14 protein-coding genes are annotated in these 18,938 nt (G+C 69.0%); 7 read left to right on the top strand and 7 right to left on the bottom strand.

Going from position 1 to position 18,938, the window contains the following annotated elements:
• The first annotated feature begins 112 nt into the window (after positions 1-112).
• A complete protein-coding gene (locus HNQ67_RS10620) occupies positions 113-1,036 on the top strand; it encodes an alpha/beta fold hydrolase (RefSeq protein ID WP_221247851.1) in 924 nt (307 codons plus the stop codon).
• A gap of 1,017 nt (positions 1,037-2,053) precedes the next feature.
• Here HNQ67_RS10620 and HNQ67_RS10615 read toward each other — a convergent pair.
• Positions 2,054-2,323, bottom strand: a complete 270-nt coding sequence (locus HNQ67_RS10615) for a YdeI/OmpD-associated family protein (RefSeq protein WP_183255169.1) — start codon at positions 2,321-2,323, stop codon at positions 2,054-2,056.
• Positions 2,324-2,685: 362 nt separating this feature from the next.
• Between HNQ67_RS10615 and HNQ67_RS10610 the strand changes: the two genes are divergently transcribed.
• Both HNQ67_RS10610 and cckA read left to right on the top strand, forming a co-directional pair.
• Positions 2,686-3,783 (top strand): Glu/Leu/Phe/Val family dehydrogenase, encoded by a 1,098-nt coding sequence (locus HNQ67_RS10610; protein WP_183255167.1) that lies wholly within the window; start codon positions 2,686-2,688, stop codon positions 3,781-3,783.
• 561 nt (positions 3,784-4,344) lie between these two features.
• The gene (gene cckA / locus HNQ67_RS10605) at positions 4,345-6,375 is read left to right on the top strand and encodes a cell cycle histidine kinase CckA (protein ID WP_221247850.1); all 2,031 of its coding nucleotides are present in this window, start codon (positions 4,345-4,347) and stop codon (positions 6,373-6,375) included.
• A gap of 2 nt (positions 6,376-6,377) precedes the next feature.
• On the opposite strand, the gene HNQ67_RS10600 is transcribed toward cckA, so the two are convergent.
• Positions 6,378-6,713 carry a hypothetical protein gene (locus tag HNQ67_RS10600; protein ID WP_183255165.1) on the bottom strand — a complete coding sequence of 112 codons (336 nt, stop codon included), beginning with the start codon at positions 6,711-6,713 and terminating at the stop codon, positions 6,378-6,380.
• Positions 6,714-6,837: 124 nt separating this feature from the next.
• Here HNQ67_RS10600 and HNQ67_RS10595 point away from each other — a divergent pair, with 124 nt between their 5' ends.
• Positions 6,838-8,634, top strand: a complete 1,797-nt coding sequence (locus tag HNQ67_RS10595) for a DUF885 domain-containing protein (RefSeq protein WP_183255163.1) — start codon at positions 6,838-6,840, stop codon at positions 8,632-8,634.
• Between the two features lie 36 nt (positions 8,635-8,670).
• Here HNQ67_RS10595 and HNQ67_RS10590 read toward each other — a convergent pair whose 3' ends face one another.
• The 3 genes from HNQ67_RS10590 to HNQ67_RS13760 form a co-directional block, all read right to left on the bottom strand.
• Entirely contained in the window at positions 8,671-9,588 is a 918-nt protein-coding gene (locus tag HNQ67_RS10590) for an NAD(P)/FAD-dependent oxidoreductase (RefSeq protein ID WP_183255161.1), read from the bottom strand.
• A 61-nt stretch (positions 9,589-9,649) separates the two neighbouring features.
• Positions 9,650-11,734, bottom strand: coding sequence for a DUF1176 domain-containing protein (locus tag HNQ67_RS10585; protein WP_183255159.1), 2,085 nt, complete (start codon positions 11,732-11,734; stop codon positions 9,650-9,652).
• A 74-nt stretch (positions 11,735-11,808) separates the two neighbouring features.
• Positions 11,809-11,943: a hypothetical protein gene (locus tag HNQ67_RS13760; RefSeq protein WP_281380685.1), complete on the bottom strand. Its 135-nt coding sequence runs from the start codon at positions 11,941-11,943 to the stop codon at positions 11,809-11,811.
• Positions 11,944-12,134: 191 nt separating this feature from the next.
• Between HNQ67_RS13760 and HNQ67_RS10580 the strand changes: the two genes are divergently transcribed.
• The 3 genes from HNQ67_RS10580 to HNQ67_RS10570 all read left to right on the top strand — a co-directional run bounded on the left by HNQ67_RS10580 (position 12,135) and on the right by HNQ67_RS10570 (position 14,754).
• Positions 12,135-13,349 (top strand): NADP-dependent isocitrate dehydrogenase, encoded by a 1,215-nt coding sequence (locus HNQ67_RS10580; protein ID WP_183255158.1) that lies wholly within the window; start codon positions 12,135-12,137, stop codon positions 13,347-13,349.
• Between the two features lie 203 nt (positions 13,350-13,552).
• A complete protein-coding gene (locus HNQ67_RS10575; protein ID WP_183255156.1) occupies positions 13,553-14,134 on the top strand; it encodes a DUF2939 domain-containing protein in 582 nt (193 codons plus the stop codon).
• Between the two features lie 62 nt (positions 14,135-14,196).
• A complete protein-coding gene (locus HNQ67_RS10570) occupies positions 14,197-14,754 on the top strand; it encodes a DUF2939 domain-containing protein (RefSeq protein WP_183255154.1) in 558 nt (185 codons plus the stop codon).
• On the opposite strand, the gene alaS is transcribed toward HNQ67_RS10570, so the two are convergent.
• Both alaS and recA read right to left on the bottom strand, forming a co-directional pair.
• Positions 14,755-17,418, bottom strand: coding sequence for an alanine--tRNA ligase (gene alaS, locus HNQ67_RS10565; RefSeq protein WP_183255152.1), 2,664 nt, complete (start codon positions 17,416-17,418; stop codon positions 14,755-14,757).
• Positions 17,419-17,685: 267 nt separating this feature from the next.
• Positions 17,686-18,768 (bottom strand): recombinase RecA, encoded by a 1,083-nt coding sequence (gene recA, locus HNQ67_RS10560; protein ID WP_183255583.1) that lies wholly within the window; start codon positions 18,766-18,768, stop codon positions 17,686-17,688.
• Positions 18,769-18,938 lie beyond the last annotated feature (170 nt).

Genomic DNA, 18,938 nt, shown 5'->3' with positions numbered 1-18,938 from the left:
ATCCGGACGGCTCCGCCGCCCACCTTCTCCCCCGAGGGGAGAAGGATCGATCCTCGCCCTCCTGTTTGCCCTCCTCCTCGCCGCCTGCGCCACGCCCGCCATCCAGCCGCCGATGACCCCGCCGCCCGGTTTCACCGGCCCCGAACTCACCGCCAACCATGTCGTCATGGACGACGGCGCCCGCCTGCGCCTCGCGCGCTGGACCCCCGAGGCCGAGCCCTGGGCCGTCATCGTCGCCCTGCACGGCATGAACGATTCCCGCGCCGCCTTCCGTCTCGCCGGCCCGTGGTGGGCCGAGCAGGGCATCGAGACCTGGGCCATCGACCAGCGCGGCTTCGGCGAGTCCCCCGGCCGCGGCGTCTGGGCCGGCGAGGCCCGCATGGTCCAGGACCTGCGCACCACCGTCGCTCTCGCCCGCGCCCGCCACCCGAACGCGACCATCGCCGTCGCCGGAGAGAGCATGGGCGGGGCCGTCGCCGTCGCCGCCTTCGCCTCCGACGACCCGCCCGACGCCGACCGCGTCATCCTGCTGGCTCCCGCCGTCTGGGGCTGGACGGCGCAGGGGCCGATCAATTCCGCCGGCCTATGGTTCGCCGCCCGGACCATGGGCGCCCGCGCCGTCGAAGCCCCGAAATGGGCCGTCCGCGACCGCCTCGCCTCCGACAACCGGCTCGAGCTGTTCCGCAACTACCGCGACCCCAACAGCCTGATCTCGACCCGGTTCGACGCCCTCTACGGCCTCGTCGACCTGATGGAGACCGCCTCGCAGCGCCTCGGCGACGTCCGCGCCCCGACCCTGTTGCTCTACGGCGCCCACGACAACGTCATCCAGGACCAGCCGATGCGTCAGGCCCTCGCCCGCGCCGGCGCCCGCCCCAACCTGCGCACCGCCTTCTACCCCGACGGCTGGCACCTCCTGAACCGCGACCTGCAGGCGGAGAGAGTCTACGCGGATGTCGAAGCCTGGCTCCTCGACGCCGGGGCGCCGCTCCCCTCGGGGGCAAGGGAGGTCCTGCCGGAACTGGCGGGGCGGTAGCAGACCGCCGGCATTCCCCTCCCGTCATCCTCGGGCTTGACCCGAGGATCAGACCATCCGGTGCTCCGTCGACGATCGCACGGTTACGCTCTCCGGGCCGTCCGCACCGCAGAGCCCGCCTCTCGCCCCTGATCCTCGGATCAAGTCCGAGGATGACGCCGGGGTGAGATTGGCAGGCAAGTGCCGGGAGCAGGCCCTGTGAAGGTCCCGCAAGGGGTGGAAAGCGGACCCGCCCCCGACTAATAATCTGCGGCAGACGCAACTCCGAACGGCCTTGCTGCGTAACTTATTGGCGGATTTGAGCGAATGAGAGTTTGTCGTAAATCGCAACGATCCTTCGGACGACGAGATTGATGAACTGCCGTCGCCACAACCTGCTCGCTTTGACGGCTGGTGTTGTTGCGCTTCTGGCGACGTTTTTTGTGACGACCGCGACCCTGGCCTCAAGCTCACCGCATCAGGTCGGGCATGACGTAGCGATGTCGTCGGATATGCCCTGTGAGCCAGAGGCGACCGTCTGTGCGCCAGATTGCGCAGTTTTTTGTCAGGCTCTGGTGATGCAGCCGCCGATGACTGATCACATCGCGAGCCACCTCAGGGCCACCTACCGCGGCCGAACCACTGTGCTAGGATCGCTCAGCGTTGAGGCGGAAGACCCGCCGCCCCGATAATCGGCGGTGTATTGCCTGATTTCGAACTTCTTCCACTAACGAACTGGATTTCATCATGAAAAGAACTCTGACCATCGCGGGCCTGCTTCTGCTGGCCTCCGGCACTGCCGCTATGGCCGCCTCCCCTGAGGCTGTCGCTCAAGCTATCTGCGCCTGCTGCGAAGCGGTCGCTGCGGCTTGTTCCTGCTGCTAGGTTAGCCGTCGAGAAACGTGGAACGCCCGGTCGAAAGGCCGGGCGTTTTGCATTGCAGCAAGCCTCGCACCCTGAGTCCGCTTTGGGTCGAAGCAGTTTTTGGCTTCTGATCGACATCGGACATCGTCGCCCTCGCCGACCGGATTCCTCACCCTACGCCCGCCCCGTCTTCTCCCGATGCGGACATCCCGGCCAGCAGCACGGCCGGCGCTTGCCGTCCCTCAGGTTTTCCCGCGCCTGTTCCACGTGCTTCAGCCGCGTCTCCGGCTTCTTCACCGACTGGACCCAGCAGATCCATTCGTTGCGCGCCAGCGGGGTGATGTCCTCCCACGTCGCCCGCGCCGCCGGCTCGGCGACCAGCATCGCCTCGAGGTCGGCTGGCAGGTCGTGGACGACGCCGCCGCTGAGGGTCGTTCCGGTCATGGAAGCGGCTCCCTTCTGTCCGTCGAGGTTAGCGACCCCGCGCCGGCCTCCGCAATGGCCGCGACGCGAAGGGCGCCCTCTCCGGTCCGTCATTCCGGGGCCGCGTAGCGGAACCCGGAACTCAGGAGAGCGCACCGGCAGGGTCGAGACCTGCAAGGCCGGTTCCCGGACGCCTGGGTTCCGGGTTCTGGTCCCGGATGCGCCGGTTCCAGCCCCGGAATGACGGATGGAAGGTATCGGACCGGATTCGCCTGGCCCGCAGCCCCTGGCCCCTGGCTCGCCCCCAAACCGCCATGCTTGCCCTTCATCGCGCTCCGGCGTATCAGCCGCCGCAATAAAAAATACCCCGGGAGACGCCTGTCATGGGTAAGACGCTGTTTGATTCCCCGTCCTTCGCGAACCATGAAGGCGTCCACGCCGTCTTTGACGAAAAGACCGGCCTCCGCGGCATTATCGCTGTTCACTCGACCGCGCGCGGCCCGGCCGTCGGCGGAACCCGCATGTGGAACTACGCCTCCAGCGCCGAGGCGCTCGAGGACGTGCTGCGCCTGTCGAAGGGCATGAGCTACAAGAACGCGGTCGCCGATCTGGAGATGGGCGGCGGCAAGTCGGTCATCATCGGCGACAGCCGCACCCAGAAGTCCCCCGAACTGTTCCAGGCCTTCGGCCGCGCCGTCGACACCCTCGGCGGCCGCTACTACGCGGCCGAAGACGTCGGCGTCTCGGTCGCCGACATCGCCGAGGCCCGCAAGGTCACCCCCTATGTGCTCGGCCTCAACGACGGCCCCGAGGCCTCGGGCGACCCGTCGCCGGTCACCGCCGAGGGCGTGTTCCGCTCGACCCTGACCGTGGCCCGCCGTCTGTGGAAGCAAGACGACCTGACCGGCCTGACCGTGGCCCTGCAGGGCATCGGCCACGTCGGCGGCTACCTCGCCGACAAGCTGCACGCCGCCGGGGCGAAACTGGTCATGACCGACGTCAACGAGGCCCTGCTGTCGGAGGTCGCCGCCCGCACCAACGCCGAGATCGTCGCTCCCGACGTCATCTATGACGTCAAGGCCGACATCTACGCCCCCTGCGCCCTCGGCGCGACGCTGAACCCCCAGACCCTCGACCGTCTGTCGGCCAAGGCCGTCGTCGGCGCCGCCAACAACCAGCTGGCCACGCCCGACATCGGTCAGATGCTGTTCGAGCGCGGCGTGCTCTACGCCCCCGACTACGTCGTCAACGGCGGCGGCATCATCAACGTCGCCTCGGAACTGAACGCCCGCAACACCGGCGGCGCCTACGATCCCGCCTGGGTCGAGGCCAAGCTGTCCCGCCTGATGGAGACGCTCGAGGAAATCCTCGAACGCGCCGCCGCCGAGAAGCGCCCGACCCACCAGATCGCCGACGCCATCGCCGAAGCCCGCATCAACGCCGCCCGCGACCAGAAGGCCGAACAGCTCAAGGCGGCCTAGGGCTTCCGTCTCCTCCCCACGCAGTGGGGAGGGGGACCGCGAAGCGGTGGAGGGGCGAATCCGCCGCACAGTCGCGAAGCCGCTTCACCCCTCCACCATCCTCGCCTGCGGCTTCGGATGGTCCGCCTCCCCATCGCTGCGCGGCGGGGAGGAGATGGATTGCCCATGTCGCTCTGCTGGCAATCCGCGAATTTATAGTCGGGTTCAGCGGAAAACCTCCCGCCTTTCCAGCCACATCGCCGAATCTAAAGCCAATCTTCCATCCGGATAAGCCGGCGGGCGCATAATGCCGCCCGTTCTGTCGACCCGGCAGGCGCCGGTCTTTGAAAACCGCATCCCCGCCGCACCGCCCGAGGCGCGCCGATGTAGACTCTGGCGACTCTGCCACACCGAATTCCGGCGCCGACTCTGCCGACTCTGACACACCGTTCTTCGGAATTTCACCCGGGTGAAACCCGCCGCACCACCCGCCCCTCCGGCCAGGGCCGCGCCGGATTCGCACCCGGCGCGCATCCAGCCCACTATCGCCGGAAACGCCCCAATGATTCGGGCCGAGGCGACATGACCGCAACCGACCGCAAGGGCATCGATCCGCTGCTGATCATCATGGCGATCGGCTTCGTCGTGGCGGTCGGGGCCCTGGCCTATCCGGCCTTCCGCGCCGACCCGATGAGCGCGCCGGGGCTGGTGCTGATCTTCACCGTCGGGGCCGTGGCCCTGATCGGCCTGTTCGCCTTCGCCCGCGGCGAGAGCCGCAAGCCGGTGGGCGACGCCACCGTCGATCTCCTCGACGCCATGGCCGAGCCCGCCGCTCTGGTCTGGGCCTCCGGCCAGGTCCTCGCCTTCAACGCCGCCTGGGCTGAAAGCAACGGCGCCACCACCAGCCTGCCCAAGGGCCGCTCGGCTTCCGCCCTCTACATGGCCTTCGCCCAGGCCCGCGCCGGCGAACAGGGCCGCGCCATCGTCGTCATCGGCGAGCGCGAGCAGGAGGTGCTGATCGGTCTGGCCGGGGAGGGGCGCTTCCTCGTCCGCGCCGCGCCCGAGGCCGCCCTGCCCGTGGTCACCGGCGGTCCGCCGGCCCCGGGCTCCAACGCTGTCGAGAGTCGCGCCATGGCCGCCGGCGCCCCGTTCGGCTCGGCCGTCATCGCCGCCGACGACCTGTTCGCCGGCAAGGTCGAGGAGGCCAACGCCGCCCTCGCCATCCTGACCGGCCCCGCCGCCGCCCGCGACGCCGCCTTCGGCCACCTGTTCGATCCCGCCGGCGTGACCGAGGCCCGCGCCAAGCTGGCCGCCGGCTCCTCCGGCCCGATCGAGCTCGTCGCCCGGGCCTTCCCCGACAGGATGCTGCACCTCTACGTCGCGCCCGAGGGCGACAAACGGCGCATCTGGCTGTTCGACGTCTCGGCCCAGAAGTCGATGGAATTGCAGCTGTCGCAGGCGCAGAAGATGCAGGCGGTGGGCCAGCTGGCCGGCGGCGTGGCCCACGACTTCAACAATCTGTTGACCGCCATCCAGCTGCAGCTGTCCGGCCTGCTGGAACGCCACCCGGTCGGCGATCCCTCCTACGAGGGCCTCAACGAGATCCGCCAGACCGCCATCCGCGCCGCCGATCTGGTGCGCAAGTTGCTGGCCTTCTCGCGCAAGTCCACCGTTCGCAGGGAGCGGCTCGACCTCGGCGAACTGGTCGGCGAGTTCGCCGTCCTGCTGCGCCGCCTGCTGCGCGAGGACGTTCGGCTGGAAACCGACTACGGCCGCGACCTGCCGGTGGTCCTTGCCGACAAGAGCCAGCTCGAAACCGCGGTGATGAACCTCGCTGTCAACGCCCGTGACGCCATGCGCGGCGTGGTCGAGCCTGGCGCCGGCGTGGTCACTATCCGCACCGCCCGCCTCGGCGCCGACGAGGCCCGCGCCCTTGGTTGGGCCGCCCCGACCGCTGACGCCGTCGCCTTGATCGAGGTCTCGGACACCGGCCCCGGCGTCCCGCCCGAGATTCTCGGCAAGATCTTCGAGCCCTTCTTCACCACCAAGGCGGTGAACGAGGGCACCGGCATGGGCCTGGCCACGGTCTACGGCATCGTCGAACAGGCCGGCGGCCACATCAACGTCACCAATCTCGAGGGCGCCGGCGCCGCCTTCCGCATCTTCCTGCCCGAGGCCGCCGAGGCCGAACTGGCCGAGACGCCGGTGGTCGAGATCAAGCTCAAGGCGCCGCGGGACCTGTCGGGCGCCGGCCGCATCCTGTTCGTCGAAGACGAGGCGGCCGTGCGCGGCATCGCCGCCCGCCTTCTGCGCCAGCGCGGCTATGAGGTCATCGAGGCCGCCGACGGCGAAGAGGCGCTGGAACTGGCCGAGGAACACGCCGGGACCATCGACATGATGATCTCCGACGTCATCATGCCCGGCCTCGACGGCCCGTCCCTGCTCAAGAAGGCCCGCCCCTTCCTCGGCGACGCGCCCGTCATGTTCATCTCGGGCTACGCCGAAAGCGACTTCTCCGACCTGCTGCAGGACGAGGTCGGCGTCTCCTTCCTGCCCAAGCCGCTGGACATCAAGACCCTCGCCGAACGGGTCAAGCAGGAACTCCGCGCCTGAGCCTACCGCTTGCGGCTGTCGTGGCCGTGGTCCCGGTCGCGCCTGCGCTCCCGATGGCGGTCCCGGTGGTCGTGATCGCCCCGCCGCCGCCAGTAGGGCGAATCCGGCGGGATGTAGATGTCCCGATAGCCGTAGTCGCCCGGGCAATACCGCTGATTGGCCCCGTAGGGCAGGCCCGGCGGCGGGGCCCAGTAGCAGTAGGCGTTCTGGTATTCGAGGTCCGCCGCCGCCTGGTCCAGGCCCTTCGAGACCGCCTCCCAGAACTCGGGATCGGTGCTGCAGCCCCCCGCCGCCATCGCTGTCGCCAGCGCCAGCGCCGCCCGCGTTCGCCTGTTCATCGATCTGCTCCCGTTCGCCGAGCCATGTTGGCGGAGACCGGCGTTGCGGAAACCCACGAAAGCTGACGCTTGTCGAAGCGCCGCCGTTCGGCTCAATCTAGCGCCAAGACCGGAGACCGAGCCCATGATCGACCGCCGCCGCCTGCTTCAGACCGCCGCCGCCGGAGTCGGTCTCGCCGCCGCCGGGCCGGCCTTCGCCCGTAGCGATGCGGACGACCGCCTCGACGCCATGCTCTCCCGATGGTTCGACGCGGACATCGACAGTTCGCCCGAGACCGCCACCAACCTCGGCCTCGACCGCGGCGAGCGCGCACACCTGGCCTCGAAGCTGTCGGACCGTAGCGAGACGGCGTGGATGGCCGACCGGGCCGAGGCCAACGCCCGCCTGCAGGCGCTGGCCGACTTCGACCAGACCGGCTTGACCCGGCCCGGCACGATCAACCTCGCCGTCGCCGCGTTTCGCGCCCGGACCGCCTCGACCGGGGCCTCCTTCGACTACGGCGCGGCCATCGAGGGCGGCCGGATGGGCCCCTATCTCGTCAGCCAGATGACCGGGTCCTATTTCACCGTCCCCGACTTCATGGACAGCCAGCACCGGGTCGAGGACCGCGACGGCGCCGAGGCCTTCCTCGCCCGCCTGTCCGCCTTCGGCCCCAACATCGACGCCGAGACAGGCCGAATCGAACGCGATGCGGGCAAGGGCGTGGTTCCGCCGGACTTCGTCATCGACCTGACGCTCGGCCAGTTGAAGGCCCTGCGGGGCCAGCCCGCCGCCGACATGGCCATGATCCGCACGCTGGAGCGCAAGGCGGCGGCGCTCGGCCTGTCTGGCTACGGCGACCGCGGGGCCGCCCTCGTCGAGACCGGCGTAAAGCCGGCCCTCGATCGCCAGATCGCCGCCTTCGAACGCCTGCGCCCCGGTGCGGTCCACGACGCCGGCGTCTGGCGCCTGCCCGACGGCGAGCGCTTCTACGCCCACGGCCTGAAATACTGGACCACCACCGACATGACGCCCGACGAGGTTCATGCCGTCGGCCTCGAACAGGTCGCCTCGATCACTGCAGAGATCGACACCATCCTCAAGGCCCAGGGCATGACGCAGGGCACGGTCGGCGAACGCATCGACGCCCTGAACAAGGACCCGGCCCAGCTCTGGCCCAACACCGACGAAGGCAAGGCCGCCCTGATCGAGAGTCTGAATCGTCAGGTCGCCGCTCTCGACCCCCTGCTGCCCCGCCTGTTCGGCCGCCTGCCGCGCACCGGGGTCGAGGTCCGCCGCGTGCCTCCTGCCATCGAGGCCGGCGCTCCCGGCGGCTACTACCAGGGCCCGCCGCTCGATGGCTCCCGGCCGGGAGCCTACTACATCAACCTGCGCGACACCGCGAACTGGCCGAAATTCGCCCTGCCGACCCTGACCTATCACGAGGCCTCGCCCGGCCATCACCTGCAGGTCGCCCTGCAGCGCGAGACCGAGAGCCTGCCCGCCTGGCGCCGCGCCAACGGCTTTTCCGCCTACAACGAGGGCTGGGCGCTCTACGCCGAGGCGGTGGCCGCCGATGACCTCGGCGTCTACGCCGACGATCCGCTCGGTCGGGTCGGTTTCCTGATGTCCTACCTGTTCCGGGCGGTGCGGCTGGTCGTCGACACCGGCCTGCACCACAAGCGCTGGAGCCGCGAGCGGGCCGTCGACTACATGGTCGCTTCCGGGGCCAAACCGGTTGGCGCCGCCAATAGCGAGATCAACCGCTACTCCGTCATGCCGGGCCAGGCCTGCGCCTACAAGATCGGCCACACGGTCATCGCCCGCCTCCGGGCCGAGGCTGAGGCGAAGCCCGGCTTCAACCTGCGCCGCTTCCACGACGCCGTGCTGGTCAACGGCTCGACGCCGCTGTCGGTCCTCGAAGATCTGATGCGGACCTGACCGCTCGGATCACCCGGCCGAGCCATTCGCCTGGCGTCAGGCGATCATCTCGCCGTCGGCGCGGCGCAGTGCGTTGTGGATGGCGGTCGCGGCGATGGCGGCCTCGGCCCCGGCGACGGCGATCTGGTTCAGTCCGCGGACCACGTCTCCCGCCGCATAGAGGCGCGGGACCGTCGTGGCCTGATGATCGTCCACGACCAACCTCCCGTCGTCGCCCAGCGCCGCGCCCAGGTCCTTCGCCAGATCCGCATTCGGCGTTGTTCCGAGCGCGGAATAGACCAGGTCAAAGACCCGGAAAGCGCCGCCCCAGCTCAGGGCGGTGACCCGGTCGTCCTCCAGTCGCACATTGTCGATCGGCGCGCGCACCAGTTCGATGCCGAGACGGGCCAGTTCGTCCTCCTGCGTCAGGGCCTCCGGGTCACCGACGTGGATCAGCGTCACGCGGTCGGAATAGGTGCGCAGAAAACTCGCCTCACGCGCCCCGCTGTCGTCCCGGCCAATGACCGCGACCGCCCTGTTGATCGCCTCGTAGCCGTCGCAGATCGGGCAGATGCGCACCAGCGCCCGCTCGATGGCCTGCTCCACTCCTGGCAGGTGCGGGCGATGGTCGGTCACTCCCGTCGCCAGGAGTACGGCGCGGACCGGGACGTCCCGACCGTTCAGGCGCGCGGTGAAGCCGTCGCCCGTCCGGGCGACGCTCTCGACCCTTCCCGGCTCGACCACGGCCCCGTACTCCTCGGCCTGCTCGGTCATGCGTTGCAGGATGGCCTCGCCGGTGATGCCCACCGGAAATCCCGGCATATTGTGGCTGACCGGGATCCAGCAGGCCCGCGGCGCGCCTCCGTCGGCCACCAGCACCCGGCGACGGAACCGGGCCAGATAGGTCGCGGCCGTCAGCCCCGCCGGGCCCGCGCCGATGACCAGAACCTCGGCAGCCGTCACTGCGTCGACCATCGGTCAGCCCGACGCCCGGGCGGTTGACCGGAGCCGTCGGCCCAGGTGAGCGATCTGATGGTCATCGGGAGCTCCAGAGTGACGGCCAAATCGGGGGGTAAAGAGCGTTGCAGCTCGTCATCGCCGTCTCGCTCTGCAATTGGAAGCCGTCGTTCGTCCAGATCCAGGACTGAGCCCGCCCACAATGGCCCCATTTGTTGCCCCACTCTGTCTGGCTCAGCGTGCGCGTATCGGCGTCGTAGGCGGGATTTACGAAACGGCTGGTTTCTTCCAACGCCCCGCGAAGCTTCAGCCGGACGGGATCGCGTCCGCCGGGGCCGGTGAGATAGAGCAGGTAGCCGGCGTTGAAGGTGGTCAGGGAACAGGGCGCGCCCCAGAGCTCGGTTTCGGCGGTCAGGCGCGCCGAGATCACCTTCAGTGGCCTGTAGGTCTCGCCCCACTCCGCCTTGCAGGCGACGAGATCGGGCATTGCCGAGACCGTGGCCGGGAGGGCGGAGCCGACGCCGAAGCCGGCCTGGTCTACGGCGGGGGCCGGGCGGATCGCCGGCAGGGCCGGTACAGCGGGGATTGCTGTTGAGGGTTGATCCCCGCGATCTGACAAGGCCGTGGGCGTGTCGCTCCGGCCCTGACTACGGTCGATCCATTGTAGAGCCCGGACCAACCCCTCGACCGGAACGGGACCCGAAGCCGCGCCGTTCGAAACGTCCACCGAGCGGGCATCGGCGAGGGCCGTTATCAGGCGGCGGGCCGCCTGACCGTGCAGCCTTCCGAGTCCCTCGCGCATCAGCTCGGTCGACAGGTCCAGCGGATACCGGGCGCCGTCGACGTGCACTTCATACCCGGCGCCCGGCGTCGATCTGATCGTTCCGGCGAGGACCTCAGGGGCGGCGTCAGCATCGGCGGCCATCGCGATCCGGATCCAGCTGCCGGAGTCCGGTTGGGTATTCCAGGCGAAGCAGTCCCGCCGGTTGTTGCACGCCGCCCCCCAGTGCCCGAAGAGGCGCTCGGCGGGTGCGGCGGTTTCAACGGGGTTGAGGACAGGCTGAGCCTGTGCCTGCCAAGGGACGATTCCGCGCGTTCGCCACAGGGTGGGCCACAACTCCGGCGGCAGGCCCCAGCATTCGTCCATGCGCTTTTCCAGCGCCAGCTCGAATCCGCGCCGCGCCCAGCGCCATTGCTGGATCACGCCGCAGTCTCCCAGCCCGCGGGCGCGGACGGTGTTGGTGAGGGTGTACCCGGGCAAGACGTTGGTGAAGACCTCGATCGTCTCGTCGAGGCCGGCCAAGGTCAGGGGACGGACGCCTCCTCCAAGATGATCGGTCAGAAACAGGACGTGGCCGGTGTTGTAGGCGGCGAGGAAGCACCGCAGGCCCCAGAGCCGGGTCTCGGGGCCGAGTTCGGCGTAGAGCAGCCCGTCTTCATCCGCCCCGGCGTATCCCCAGTCTTCCCTGCAGGTTTTGATTTCGGGACGCGACGCGACGCTGTCGGGAAGGGGTGGCGGATTGTCCCGAGTGAACTGGCTGATGGACGCCGGCCGGGCGTCGATCTCCGGCAGCATCGCGGGCGGTGGGACGTTCGTGGCGGGGTGGTCGCCGCGGCGCAGCAAGGCCGTGACGGTCCCAAGGCGACCTTGGCGTTCGTCGATCCACAGCAGGGCGGCCGAGACGCCCGCCAAAGAAAGCGACCCGCTCGAGTCGTCGATCGACAGGACCAGGTCGCGCCCGGCGCCCATCGCCGTGATCAGGGCGCGCGCCGGCGTACCGCGCGTCCCGGCGATGCCAGCCCATTCGGACAGGGGGGTCATGGTGAGCCGATGGGCCGCCCCGTCAATGGAGAGCTCGAACCGCTCGGCCGTTTCCAGTCCCCAGGCTCCGGCCACCACTTCGGGCTCGGCGTCGGGGCCTGCGGGCATGCGGAGCCGTACGAAGGCGGCCGCGCCGATGTCGCCGCCGGTAAGTGCGATACAATCACCGCTGTTGTCACAGGCGACGCGCCAGTCGCGGAACGTTCGGACTTCAGGGGTCGCGTTGACGGGCGGGGGGCGCGTCTGTGGCGCGGGGGACGTCGCATCGGCGACGCCTCCGGCTGCTCCGGATCCGCCTCCACATACGGCGAGCAGGGCGGCTATGGTGATTGAACAGATCATGCGTGTCTTGCCTCCCGTCAGGCCCGACCGCGTGCCCGGTCGGGCCGCCACCCTAACGACCGATGTTCTCGCTGTCAGGTTTCGGCCTGCTCCGTCGTCTCTTCGACGTCGGCGAGCATGCGTCGCATCAGGACGGGATCGACCAGGACGGGGGCTTCGCAAAAGGCGATGATCCAGCGCTGGACCAGCGCGGCTGTCTCCTTGTCCAATCTGCTTCTCCCCGCTTGCGGAGCACGCGCTCCGCCACTGGAAACGAGGCGGGGTGGTTGGGGTTCAGCTTGGCCTTGGCAATCTTTTGGCAGGAAAGTTAACCCCGCGGCGCCTGCCCTTTGCGCCTGCGCCCCGCCGCCGCTATACCGCCCGCCACACTCCCCATCCGTAGACAGAGGCGCGAAACCGCATGGCCAAAATCAAGGTCGCCAACCCCATCGTGGACATCGACGGCGACGAGATGACCCGGATCATCTGGCAGATGATCAAGGACAAGCTGGTCTTCCCGTTCCTCGATCTGGAGCTGGACTACTACGACCTGGGCATGGAACATCGCGACGCCACCGACGATCAGGTGACGATCGACGCGGCCCACGCCATCCAGAAGCATGGCGTCGGCGTGAAATGCGCCACCATCACGCCGGACGAAGCCCGGGTCGCCGAATTCGGTCTCAAGAAGATGTGGAAGTCGCCGAACGGCACCATCCGCAACATCCTCGGCGGCGTGGTCTTCCGCGAGCCGATCATCTGCTCGAACGTGCCGCGTCTGGTGCCGGGCTGGACCCAGCCGATCGTGGTCGGCCGTCACGCCTTCGGCGACCAGTACAAGGCCACGGACTTCCTGTTCCCGGGCAAGGGGACGCTGACGATCAAGTTCGTCGGCGAGGACGGCAAGGTCATCGAGCACGAGGTCTACAAGGCGCCGGGCGCCGGCGTTGCCATGGGCATGTACAACCTCGATGAGTCGATCACCGAGTTCGCCCGCGCCAGCTTCTCGTTCGGCCTGCAGCGCAATTTCCCGGTCTATCTGTCGACCAAGAACACCATCCTCAAGGCCTACGACGGTCGCTTCAAGGACATCTTCCAGAAGGTGTTCGACGAGGAGTTCGCCGACCAGTTCAAGGCCGCCGGCCTGACCTATGAGCACCGCCTGATCGACGACATGGTGGCCGCGGCCATCAAATGGTCCGGCGGCTTCGTCTGGGCTTGCAAGAACTATGATGGCGACGTCCAGTCCGACGTGGTCGCCCAAGGCTTCGGCTCGCTGGGTCTGATGACCTCGGTGCTGATGACGCCGGACGGCAAGGTGCTGGAATCGGAAGCCGCCCACGGCACCGTCACGCGCCACTATCGCCAGCACCAGAAGGGCGAGGCGACCTCGACCAACTCGATCGCCTCGATCTTCGCCTGGACCCGCGGCTTCGCGCACCGGGCCAAGCTGGACGGCAACGACGATCTGGCGAACTTCGCCGCCACGCTCGAGCGCGTCGTGGTTGAGACCGTCGAGGCCGGCTACATGACCAAGGACCTGGCGCTTCTGGTCGGCGACCAGCAGAGCTGGCTGACCACCGAGGGCTTCCTCGACAAGGTGGCCGAGAACCTGACCAAGGCGATGGAAGCCTAGAAGGGCGCCAGCGCTAGCGGCGCGGCCACTCGCTGCTTGAGCGCATGGCCGCGCCAGGCGCCAGGCCGCGTCGGGTCGGGAGGTCCCGAAGGGCCGACGACCGCGGCCCAAAAACATGCCCCGCCGGATTCGCGTCCGGCGGGGCTTTCGTTGAGCCGAACCGGCGTTCGTGCATTGATGACGTTAACCGTGGAGACGCCGTCGTGAAGAAGCTGTTTGGCAATCTGCTGCTGCTGGCCGTCGTCGCGGCCGTGATCAGCTTCTTCGCCGCGCCGGCGGTGGCCTTCTTCGGAATCCGCTCGGCGGCGGACGCCAATGATGTCGCCGGCCTGTCGCGGCTGATCGATTTCGGGGCCGTGCGCCAGTCGCTGCGCCCTCAGCTGTCCGGCAACCCGGCGGCCATGGCCCCGGCGCCGACTTTCCTCGAGGATCCGATCGGCGCCGTTCGCCGGCAGTTCGAACCCGGTGACGGGGGCACGGCCGCCGACGCCGACGCTTATCTGTCGCCCGCGGCGCTGGCCGGCCTGACCCGCGGCGACGGGCGCTACGCCTCGCAACGGTCCAGCGTGGCCGAGGGGACGTCCAATCCCACGCCCACGCCGGTTTTCTGGGGCGTCAATCGCGCGCGGATGGCGGTGAGCGACGAGGGCGGCTCGCGCACCGTCTTCACCTTCGAGCGCAAGGGGCCGTTCGAATGGAAGCTGGTCCACATCGGCCTGCCCGACGGGGCCGCGCCCGCGCCCTCGCCTGAAGCCGCCGCCCCTGCGCCGGCCCCCAAACGCTAGGCGGACCCTTCGACTCGCGGCAACCGTAGCCGTGGGAAGGCGTTCCGACGCCGGAGGGTAGCATGAACAATAAACTCGTCGTCGGCCTGGTCATCACGGCCATCATGGCGTTGGCCATCGCCTGGGCCGCGGCCCCGGTGTTCGCCGCCCAGGCGCTTATCCGGGCGGCCAAGGCCGGCGATGCCGACCGGATTGAACAACTGGTCGACTTTCCGGCGCTGCGTCAGAGCCTCAAAGATGAACTGACCTCGGAGGTCGCCGCCGAGATGCGGCGCGACCCGCGCCTGGCCGACAGCACTCTCGGAGGGCTCGGTATGATGCTGGCCCCCATGCTGCTGTCGGGCGCCATTGACGCCACGGTCACCCCCGAGGTGGTGGCCCGGATGGTCACCACCGCCGAGGCGCCCGATCCGACCGTGCGCGACCAGCCGGAGCCGGGCGACGCGGCCGACAGCGACGACATTCATCAGGCCTGGGGCTATCGCGACCTGAACGCCTTCGCCGTGACCCTGACCGACCGCGACCATCCGGACCAGCGGCTGGCGCTGATCCTCGAGCGGCGGGGCCCGTTCACCTGGAAGCTGGCCGCCGTCGATATCCAGCGCGGCGGGTCGGCCTGATCAGCCGCCCAGCGCCGACCGCACCGCCGCCAGACCGTCCTCGGCCCGGGACCCGTCCGGCGCGCCGCCCTGGGCGAAGTCAGGCTTTCCGCCGGCCCCCTGACCGCCCATGGCCAGAACCGCGGCGCGGGCCAGATCGGCCGCATTGACCTTGCCGGTCATGTCCGCGGTCACGGCCACGGTCACCGCCGCCTTGCCCTCGGTGACTCCGATCAGGGCGACGACGCCCGAACCGACCTGTTTGCGGAAGTCCTCGGCCACGCCGCGCAGACCCTTGCCGTCGACGCCGTCGAGGACGCGGGCGATCAGTTTGACGTCGTTGATCTCCTCCGGCGCGGCGTTGGCGGAACCACCGCCGCCGAGGGCCAGCTGCTTCTTCAGCTCGGCGACCTGTTTCTCCAGCGCGCGCCGGTCGGCGGTCAGAGCCTCGACCCGGGCGGGCACGTCCGCGACCTGGACCTTGAACGACTGGGCCAGCGCCTTCGCTACCCCGGCCTGGGCCAGAAGATGCTGGCGCGCCGCCTCGCCCGTCAGGGCCTCGATGCGGCGCACGCCGGCGGCGATGCCGGTCTCGGAGACGATCTTGAACAGGGCGATGTCGCCGGTGCGGGCGACATGGGTGCCGCCGCACAGTTCGACCGAATAGGGTTTGTCCGCCTCGGTCAGCGACCGGCCCAGCGTCAGGACGCGGACCTCGTCGCCGTATTTCTCTCCGAACAGGGCCACGGCGCCGGCGTCGATGGCTTCCTGCGGGGCCATCATCCTGGTCTCGGCGGGCAGGTTCTGGCGGATAACCGCGTTGACCTCGTCCTCCATGGCCGCCAGCTCGTCCTCGGTGACCGGGGCGTTGTGGCTGAAGTCGAAGCGCAGGCGTTCGGCGTCGACCATCTGACCCTTCTGGGCGACGTGGCCGCCGAGCACATTGGACAGCGCCTTGTGCAGCAGGTGGGCGGCCGAGTGATTGGCACGGGTGGTCAGGCGGGCGTCGGCCGTGACACGCAACTGGACGCGGGCGCCGATGGCCAGCGTGCCCGAGGTGATCTCGACGCGGTGGGCGAACAGGTCGCCGGCGTGTTTCTGGACATCGAGAACAACGCCGGCGCCCTGCTGGCCGGTGGCGTCGGTCCATTCGATCTCGCCGCGGTCGCCGGCTTGGCCGCCGCCCTCGCCATAGAAGGGGGTCTGGTCGAACAACACTTCGGCGGTCTCGCCGGCCCCGAGTTCGTCGACTGACCGGCCGCCCTCGACGATGGCCAGGACTTCGCCGGAGCCGTCCACGGCGTCATAGCCGGTGAAGACGGTCGGGCCGAGCCGGTCGCGCAGGGCCAGCCACTCGCCGGCGGAGGCGGTCTGGCCGGATCCCGTCCAGTGCTCGCGCGAGCGAGCCTTCTGCTCGGCCATGGCGGCGTCGAAGGCGTCGGTGTCGACGGTGAAGCCGCGGCGGCGGGCCTCGTCCTGGGTCAGGTCGAGCGGGAAGCCGTAGGTGTCGTACAGGGTGAAGGCGGTCTGGCCCGACAGGACGCCGCCCTCGCCGAGGTCTTTGGCCGCGTCCTCAAGCAGACCCATGCCGCGGCCGAGGGTGGTGCGGAAGCGGATCTCCTCCTGCTTCAGCGTGTCCTCGATGAAGGCCTGGGCGCGCTTCAGTTCGGGATAGGCGTCGCCCATCTCGGCTACCAGCGTCGGCACCAGCCTGTGCATCAGCGGGTCGGCCGCGCCGAGCAGGTGGGCGTGGCGCATGGCCCGGCGCATGATGCGGCGCAACACATAGCCCCGGCCTTCGTTCGACGGTGTGACCCCGTCGGCGATCAGGAAGGACGAGCTGCGCAGGTGGTCGGCGATGACCCGGTGCGACGGGGCGCGGTCGCCCTCGGCCGCCGTGCTGGTCGCCTGCTCCGAGGCCGCGATCAGGGTGCGGAACAGGTCGGTCTCATAGTTGGAATGGACGCCCTGCAGCACGGCGGCGACGCGTTCCAGCCCCATGCCGGTGTCGATCGAGGGCTTGGGCAGCAGCGAGCGCGAGCCGTCGGCCTGCTGGTCGAACTGCATGAAGACCAGGTTCCAGATCTCGACCCAGCGGTCGCCGTCCTCCTCGGGCGTCCCGGGCGGGCCGCCCCAGATGTGATCGCCGTGGTCGTAGAAGATTTCGGTGCAGGGGCCGCACGGGCCGGTGTCGCCCATCGACCAGAAATTGTCAGAGCCGGCGATGCGGGTGATGCGGCTCTCGGGCAGGCCGGCGATCTTCTTCCACAGGTCGAAGGCCTCGTCGTCGTCGATGTAGACGGTGGCCATCAGCCGGTCGGCTGGGATGCCGAAATCCTTGGTGACCAGGTTCCAGGCCCGCTCGATGGCGTGTTCCTTGAAATAGTCGCCGAAGGAGAAATTCCCCATCATTTCGAAGAAGGTGTGGTGGCGGGCGGTGTAGCCGACGTTGTCGAGATCGTTGTGCTTGCCGCCGGCGCGCACGCATTTCTGGGCGCTGGCGGCGCGGCTGTAGGGGCGGCGCTCCTGGCCGGTGAAGACGTTCTTGAACGGCACCATGCCGGCGTTGACGAACAGCAGGGTCGGATCGTTCTGCGGCACGAGCGGCGCCGACTGGACCTTCTCGTGGCCGTCGGCCGCGAAATAGTCGAGGAAGGTCGAGCGGATCTGGTTCAGGCTGGACATGAAGAGGCGTCAATCGGGGCGGCGAAAAGGAACGGGCGTCATATAGGGCTTTCGGCCCGAAAGCATCACCCGGCCGTGATCGACGTCGCAGCTCGCCCGACGAAAAAAGGCCGCCCGACCCCGGGTGGGAGGTCGAGCGGCCGCTCCGTCCGGCCCGGCCCGTCGGGGTCGGTGGCGGGTCGGCGGACCCGGCCGGAGAAGTTTCGGGGGTTTTACCCGGGTAAAACCCGGAAAACAGAGTCCGCGGAGTCCACGGAGTCCGCCGGATCAGCCCTCGAGGTCCTGGCCCTCGTCGGGTTCGGGCGTGCCCAGCAGGTCCTCGGCGATCTTGTTGGTCGAGGCGCGCACGGCCTTCTCGATCGAGTCAGCGACGTCCGGATTGGCCTTGAGGAAGTTGCGCACGTTCTCGCGCCCCTGGCCGATCCGCTGGCTGTCATAGGAGAACCAGCTCCCCGACTTCTCGACGATGCCGGCCTTGACCCCCAGGTCGATGATCTCGCCCAGTTTGGAGATGCCCTCGCCGTACATGATGTCGAAGATGACCTCGCGGAACGGCGGCGCGACCTTGTTCTTGACCACCTTGACCCGGGTGGTGTTGCCGACGACCTCGTCGCGGTCCTTGATCGCGCCGGTGCGGCGGATGTCGAGACGGACCGAGGCGTAGAATTTCAGCGCGTTGCCGCCCGTCGTCGTCTCGGGCGAGCCGTACATGACGCCGATCTTGTGGCGGATCTGGTTGATGAACAGGACGATGCACTGCGACTTGTTGATCGAGCCGGTCAGCTTGCGCAGCGCCTGCGACATCAGCCGGGCCTGCAGGCCGGGCAGGCTGTCGCCCATCTCGCCCTCGATCTCGGCCCGCGGCGTCAGGGCGGCGACGGAATCGACCACCACGATGTCCACGGCGCCCGAGCGCACCAGGGTGTCGACGATCTCGAGCGCCTGTTCGCCCGTGTCGGGCTGCGACACCAGCAGGTCGTCGAGATTGACGCCCAGCTTCTGCGCGTAGCCCGGATCGAGCGCGTGTTCGGCGTCGACGAAGGCGGCGGTGCCGCCGGATTTCTGGATCTCGGCCACGGTGTGCAGGGCCAGGGTGGTCTTGCCCGAGCTCTCGGGCCCGAACACCTCGATCACCCGCCCGCGCGGCAGGCCGCCGATGCCCAGCGCCATGTCGAGACCCAGCGAGCCGGTCGACACCGAGGGGATGGCCTCGGTCACGCCGTTCTTGCCCAGCTTCATCACCGAGCCCTTGCCGAAGGCGCGGTCGATCTGGGCGATCGCCGCCTCGAGCGCGCGCTGCTTGTCGCCGTCGTCCTTGCCCACCAATTTCAATGCCGCCTGCGATGCCACCTTGCCACTCTCCCTTGCCATGATTCCCGTTCGGTACCCGGGGGAGAGGCCCGCCTTCGGCCCAATGACCGTGACCCGCTCCCTGTGAGACGACATATGTGCACGGTTTGTTCCGGTTGCCAATATGTTCTTTTCGGCCCGATCGACGGATACGACCGATTTTGACGTAT

Origin of the sequence: Brevundimonas basaltis (genome assembly GCF_014202075.1) — a bacterium.
Lineage (GTDB): Bacteria > Pseudomonadota > Alphaproteobacteria > Caulobacterales > Caulobacteraceae > Brevundimonas > Brevundimonas basaltis.
The sequence above is the reverse complement of the archived record's forward strand: the minus strand, read 5'-3'. Positions and strand labels throughout refer to the sequence as shown.

Excerpts from the sequence above, each read along its gene's own strand:
- alaS (WP_183255152.1), bottom strand. The coding sequence starts at position 17,418 with ATGTCCAGCCTGAACCAGATCCGCTCGACCTTCCTCGACTATTTCGCG.
- HNQ67_RS10600 (WP_183255165.1), bottom strand. The coding sequence starts at position 6,713 with ATGAACAGGCGAACGCGGGCGGCGCTGGCGCTGGCGACAGCGATGGCG.
- HNQ67_RS10610 (WP_183255167.1), top strand. The coding sequence starts at position 2,686 with ATGGGTAAGACGCTGTTTGATTCCCCGTCCTTCGCGAACCATGAAGGC.
- HNQ67_RS10580 (WP_183255158.1), top strand. The coding sequence starts at position 12,135 with ATGGCCAAAATCAAGGTCGCCAACCCCATCGTGGACATCGACGGCGAC.
- HNQ67_RS10620 (WP_221247851.1), top strand. The coding sequence starts at position 113 with ATGACCCCGCCGCCCGGTTTCACCGGCCCCGAACTCACCGCCAACCAT.
- HNQ67_RS10570 (WP_183255154.1), top strand. The coding sequence starts at position 14,197 with ATGAACAATAAACTCGTCGTCGGCCTGGTCATCACGGCCATCATGGCG.
- HNQ67_RS10595 (WP_183255163.1), top strand. The coding sequence starts at position 6,838 with ATGATCGACCGCCGCCGCCTGCTTCAGACCGCCGCCGCCGGAGTCGGT.
- HNQ67_RS10585 (WP_183255159.1), bottom strand. The coding sequence starts at position 11,734 with ATGATCTGTTCAATCACCATAGCCGCCCTGCTCGCCGTATGTGGAGGC.
- cckA (WP_221247850.1), top strand. The coding sequence starts at position 4,345 with ATGACCGCAACCGACCGCAAGGGCATCGATCCGCTGCTGATCATCATG.
- HNQ67_RS10615 (WP_183255169.1), bottom strand. The coding sequence starts at position 2,323 with ATGACCGGAACGACCCTCAGCGGCGGCGTCGTCCACGACCTGCCAGCC.
- HNQ67_RS10590 (WP_183255161.1), bottom strand. The coding sequence starts at position 9,588 with ATGGTCGACGCAGTGACGGCTGCCGAGGTTCTGGTCATCGGCGCGGGC.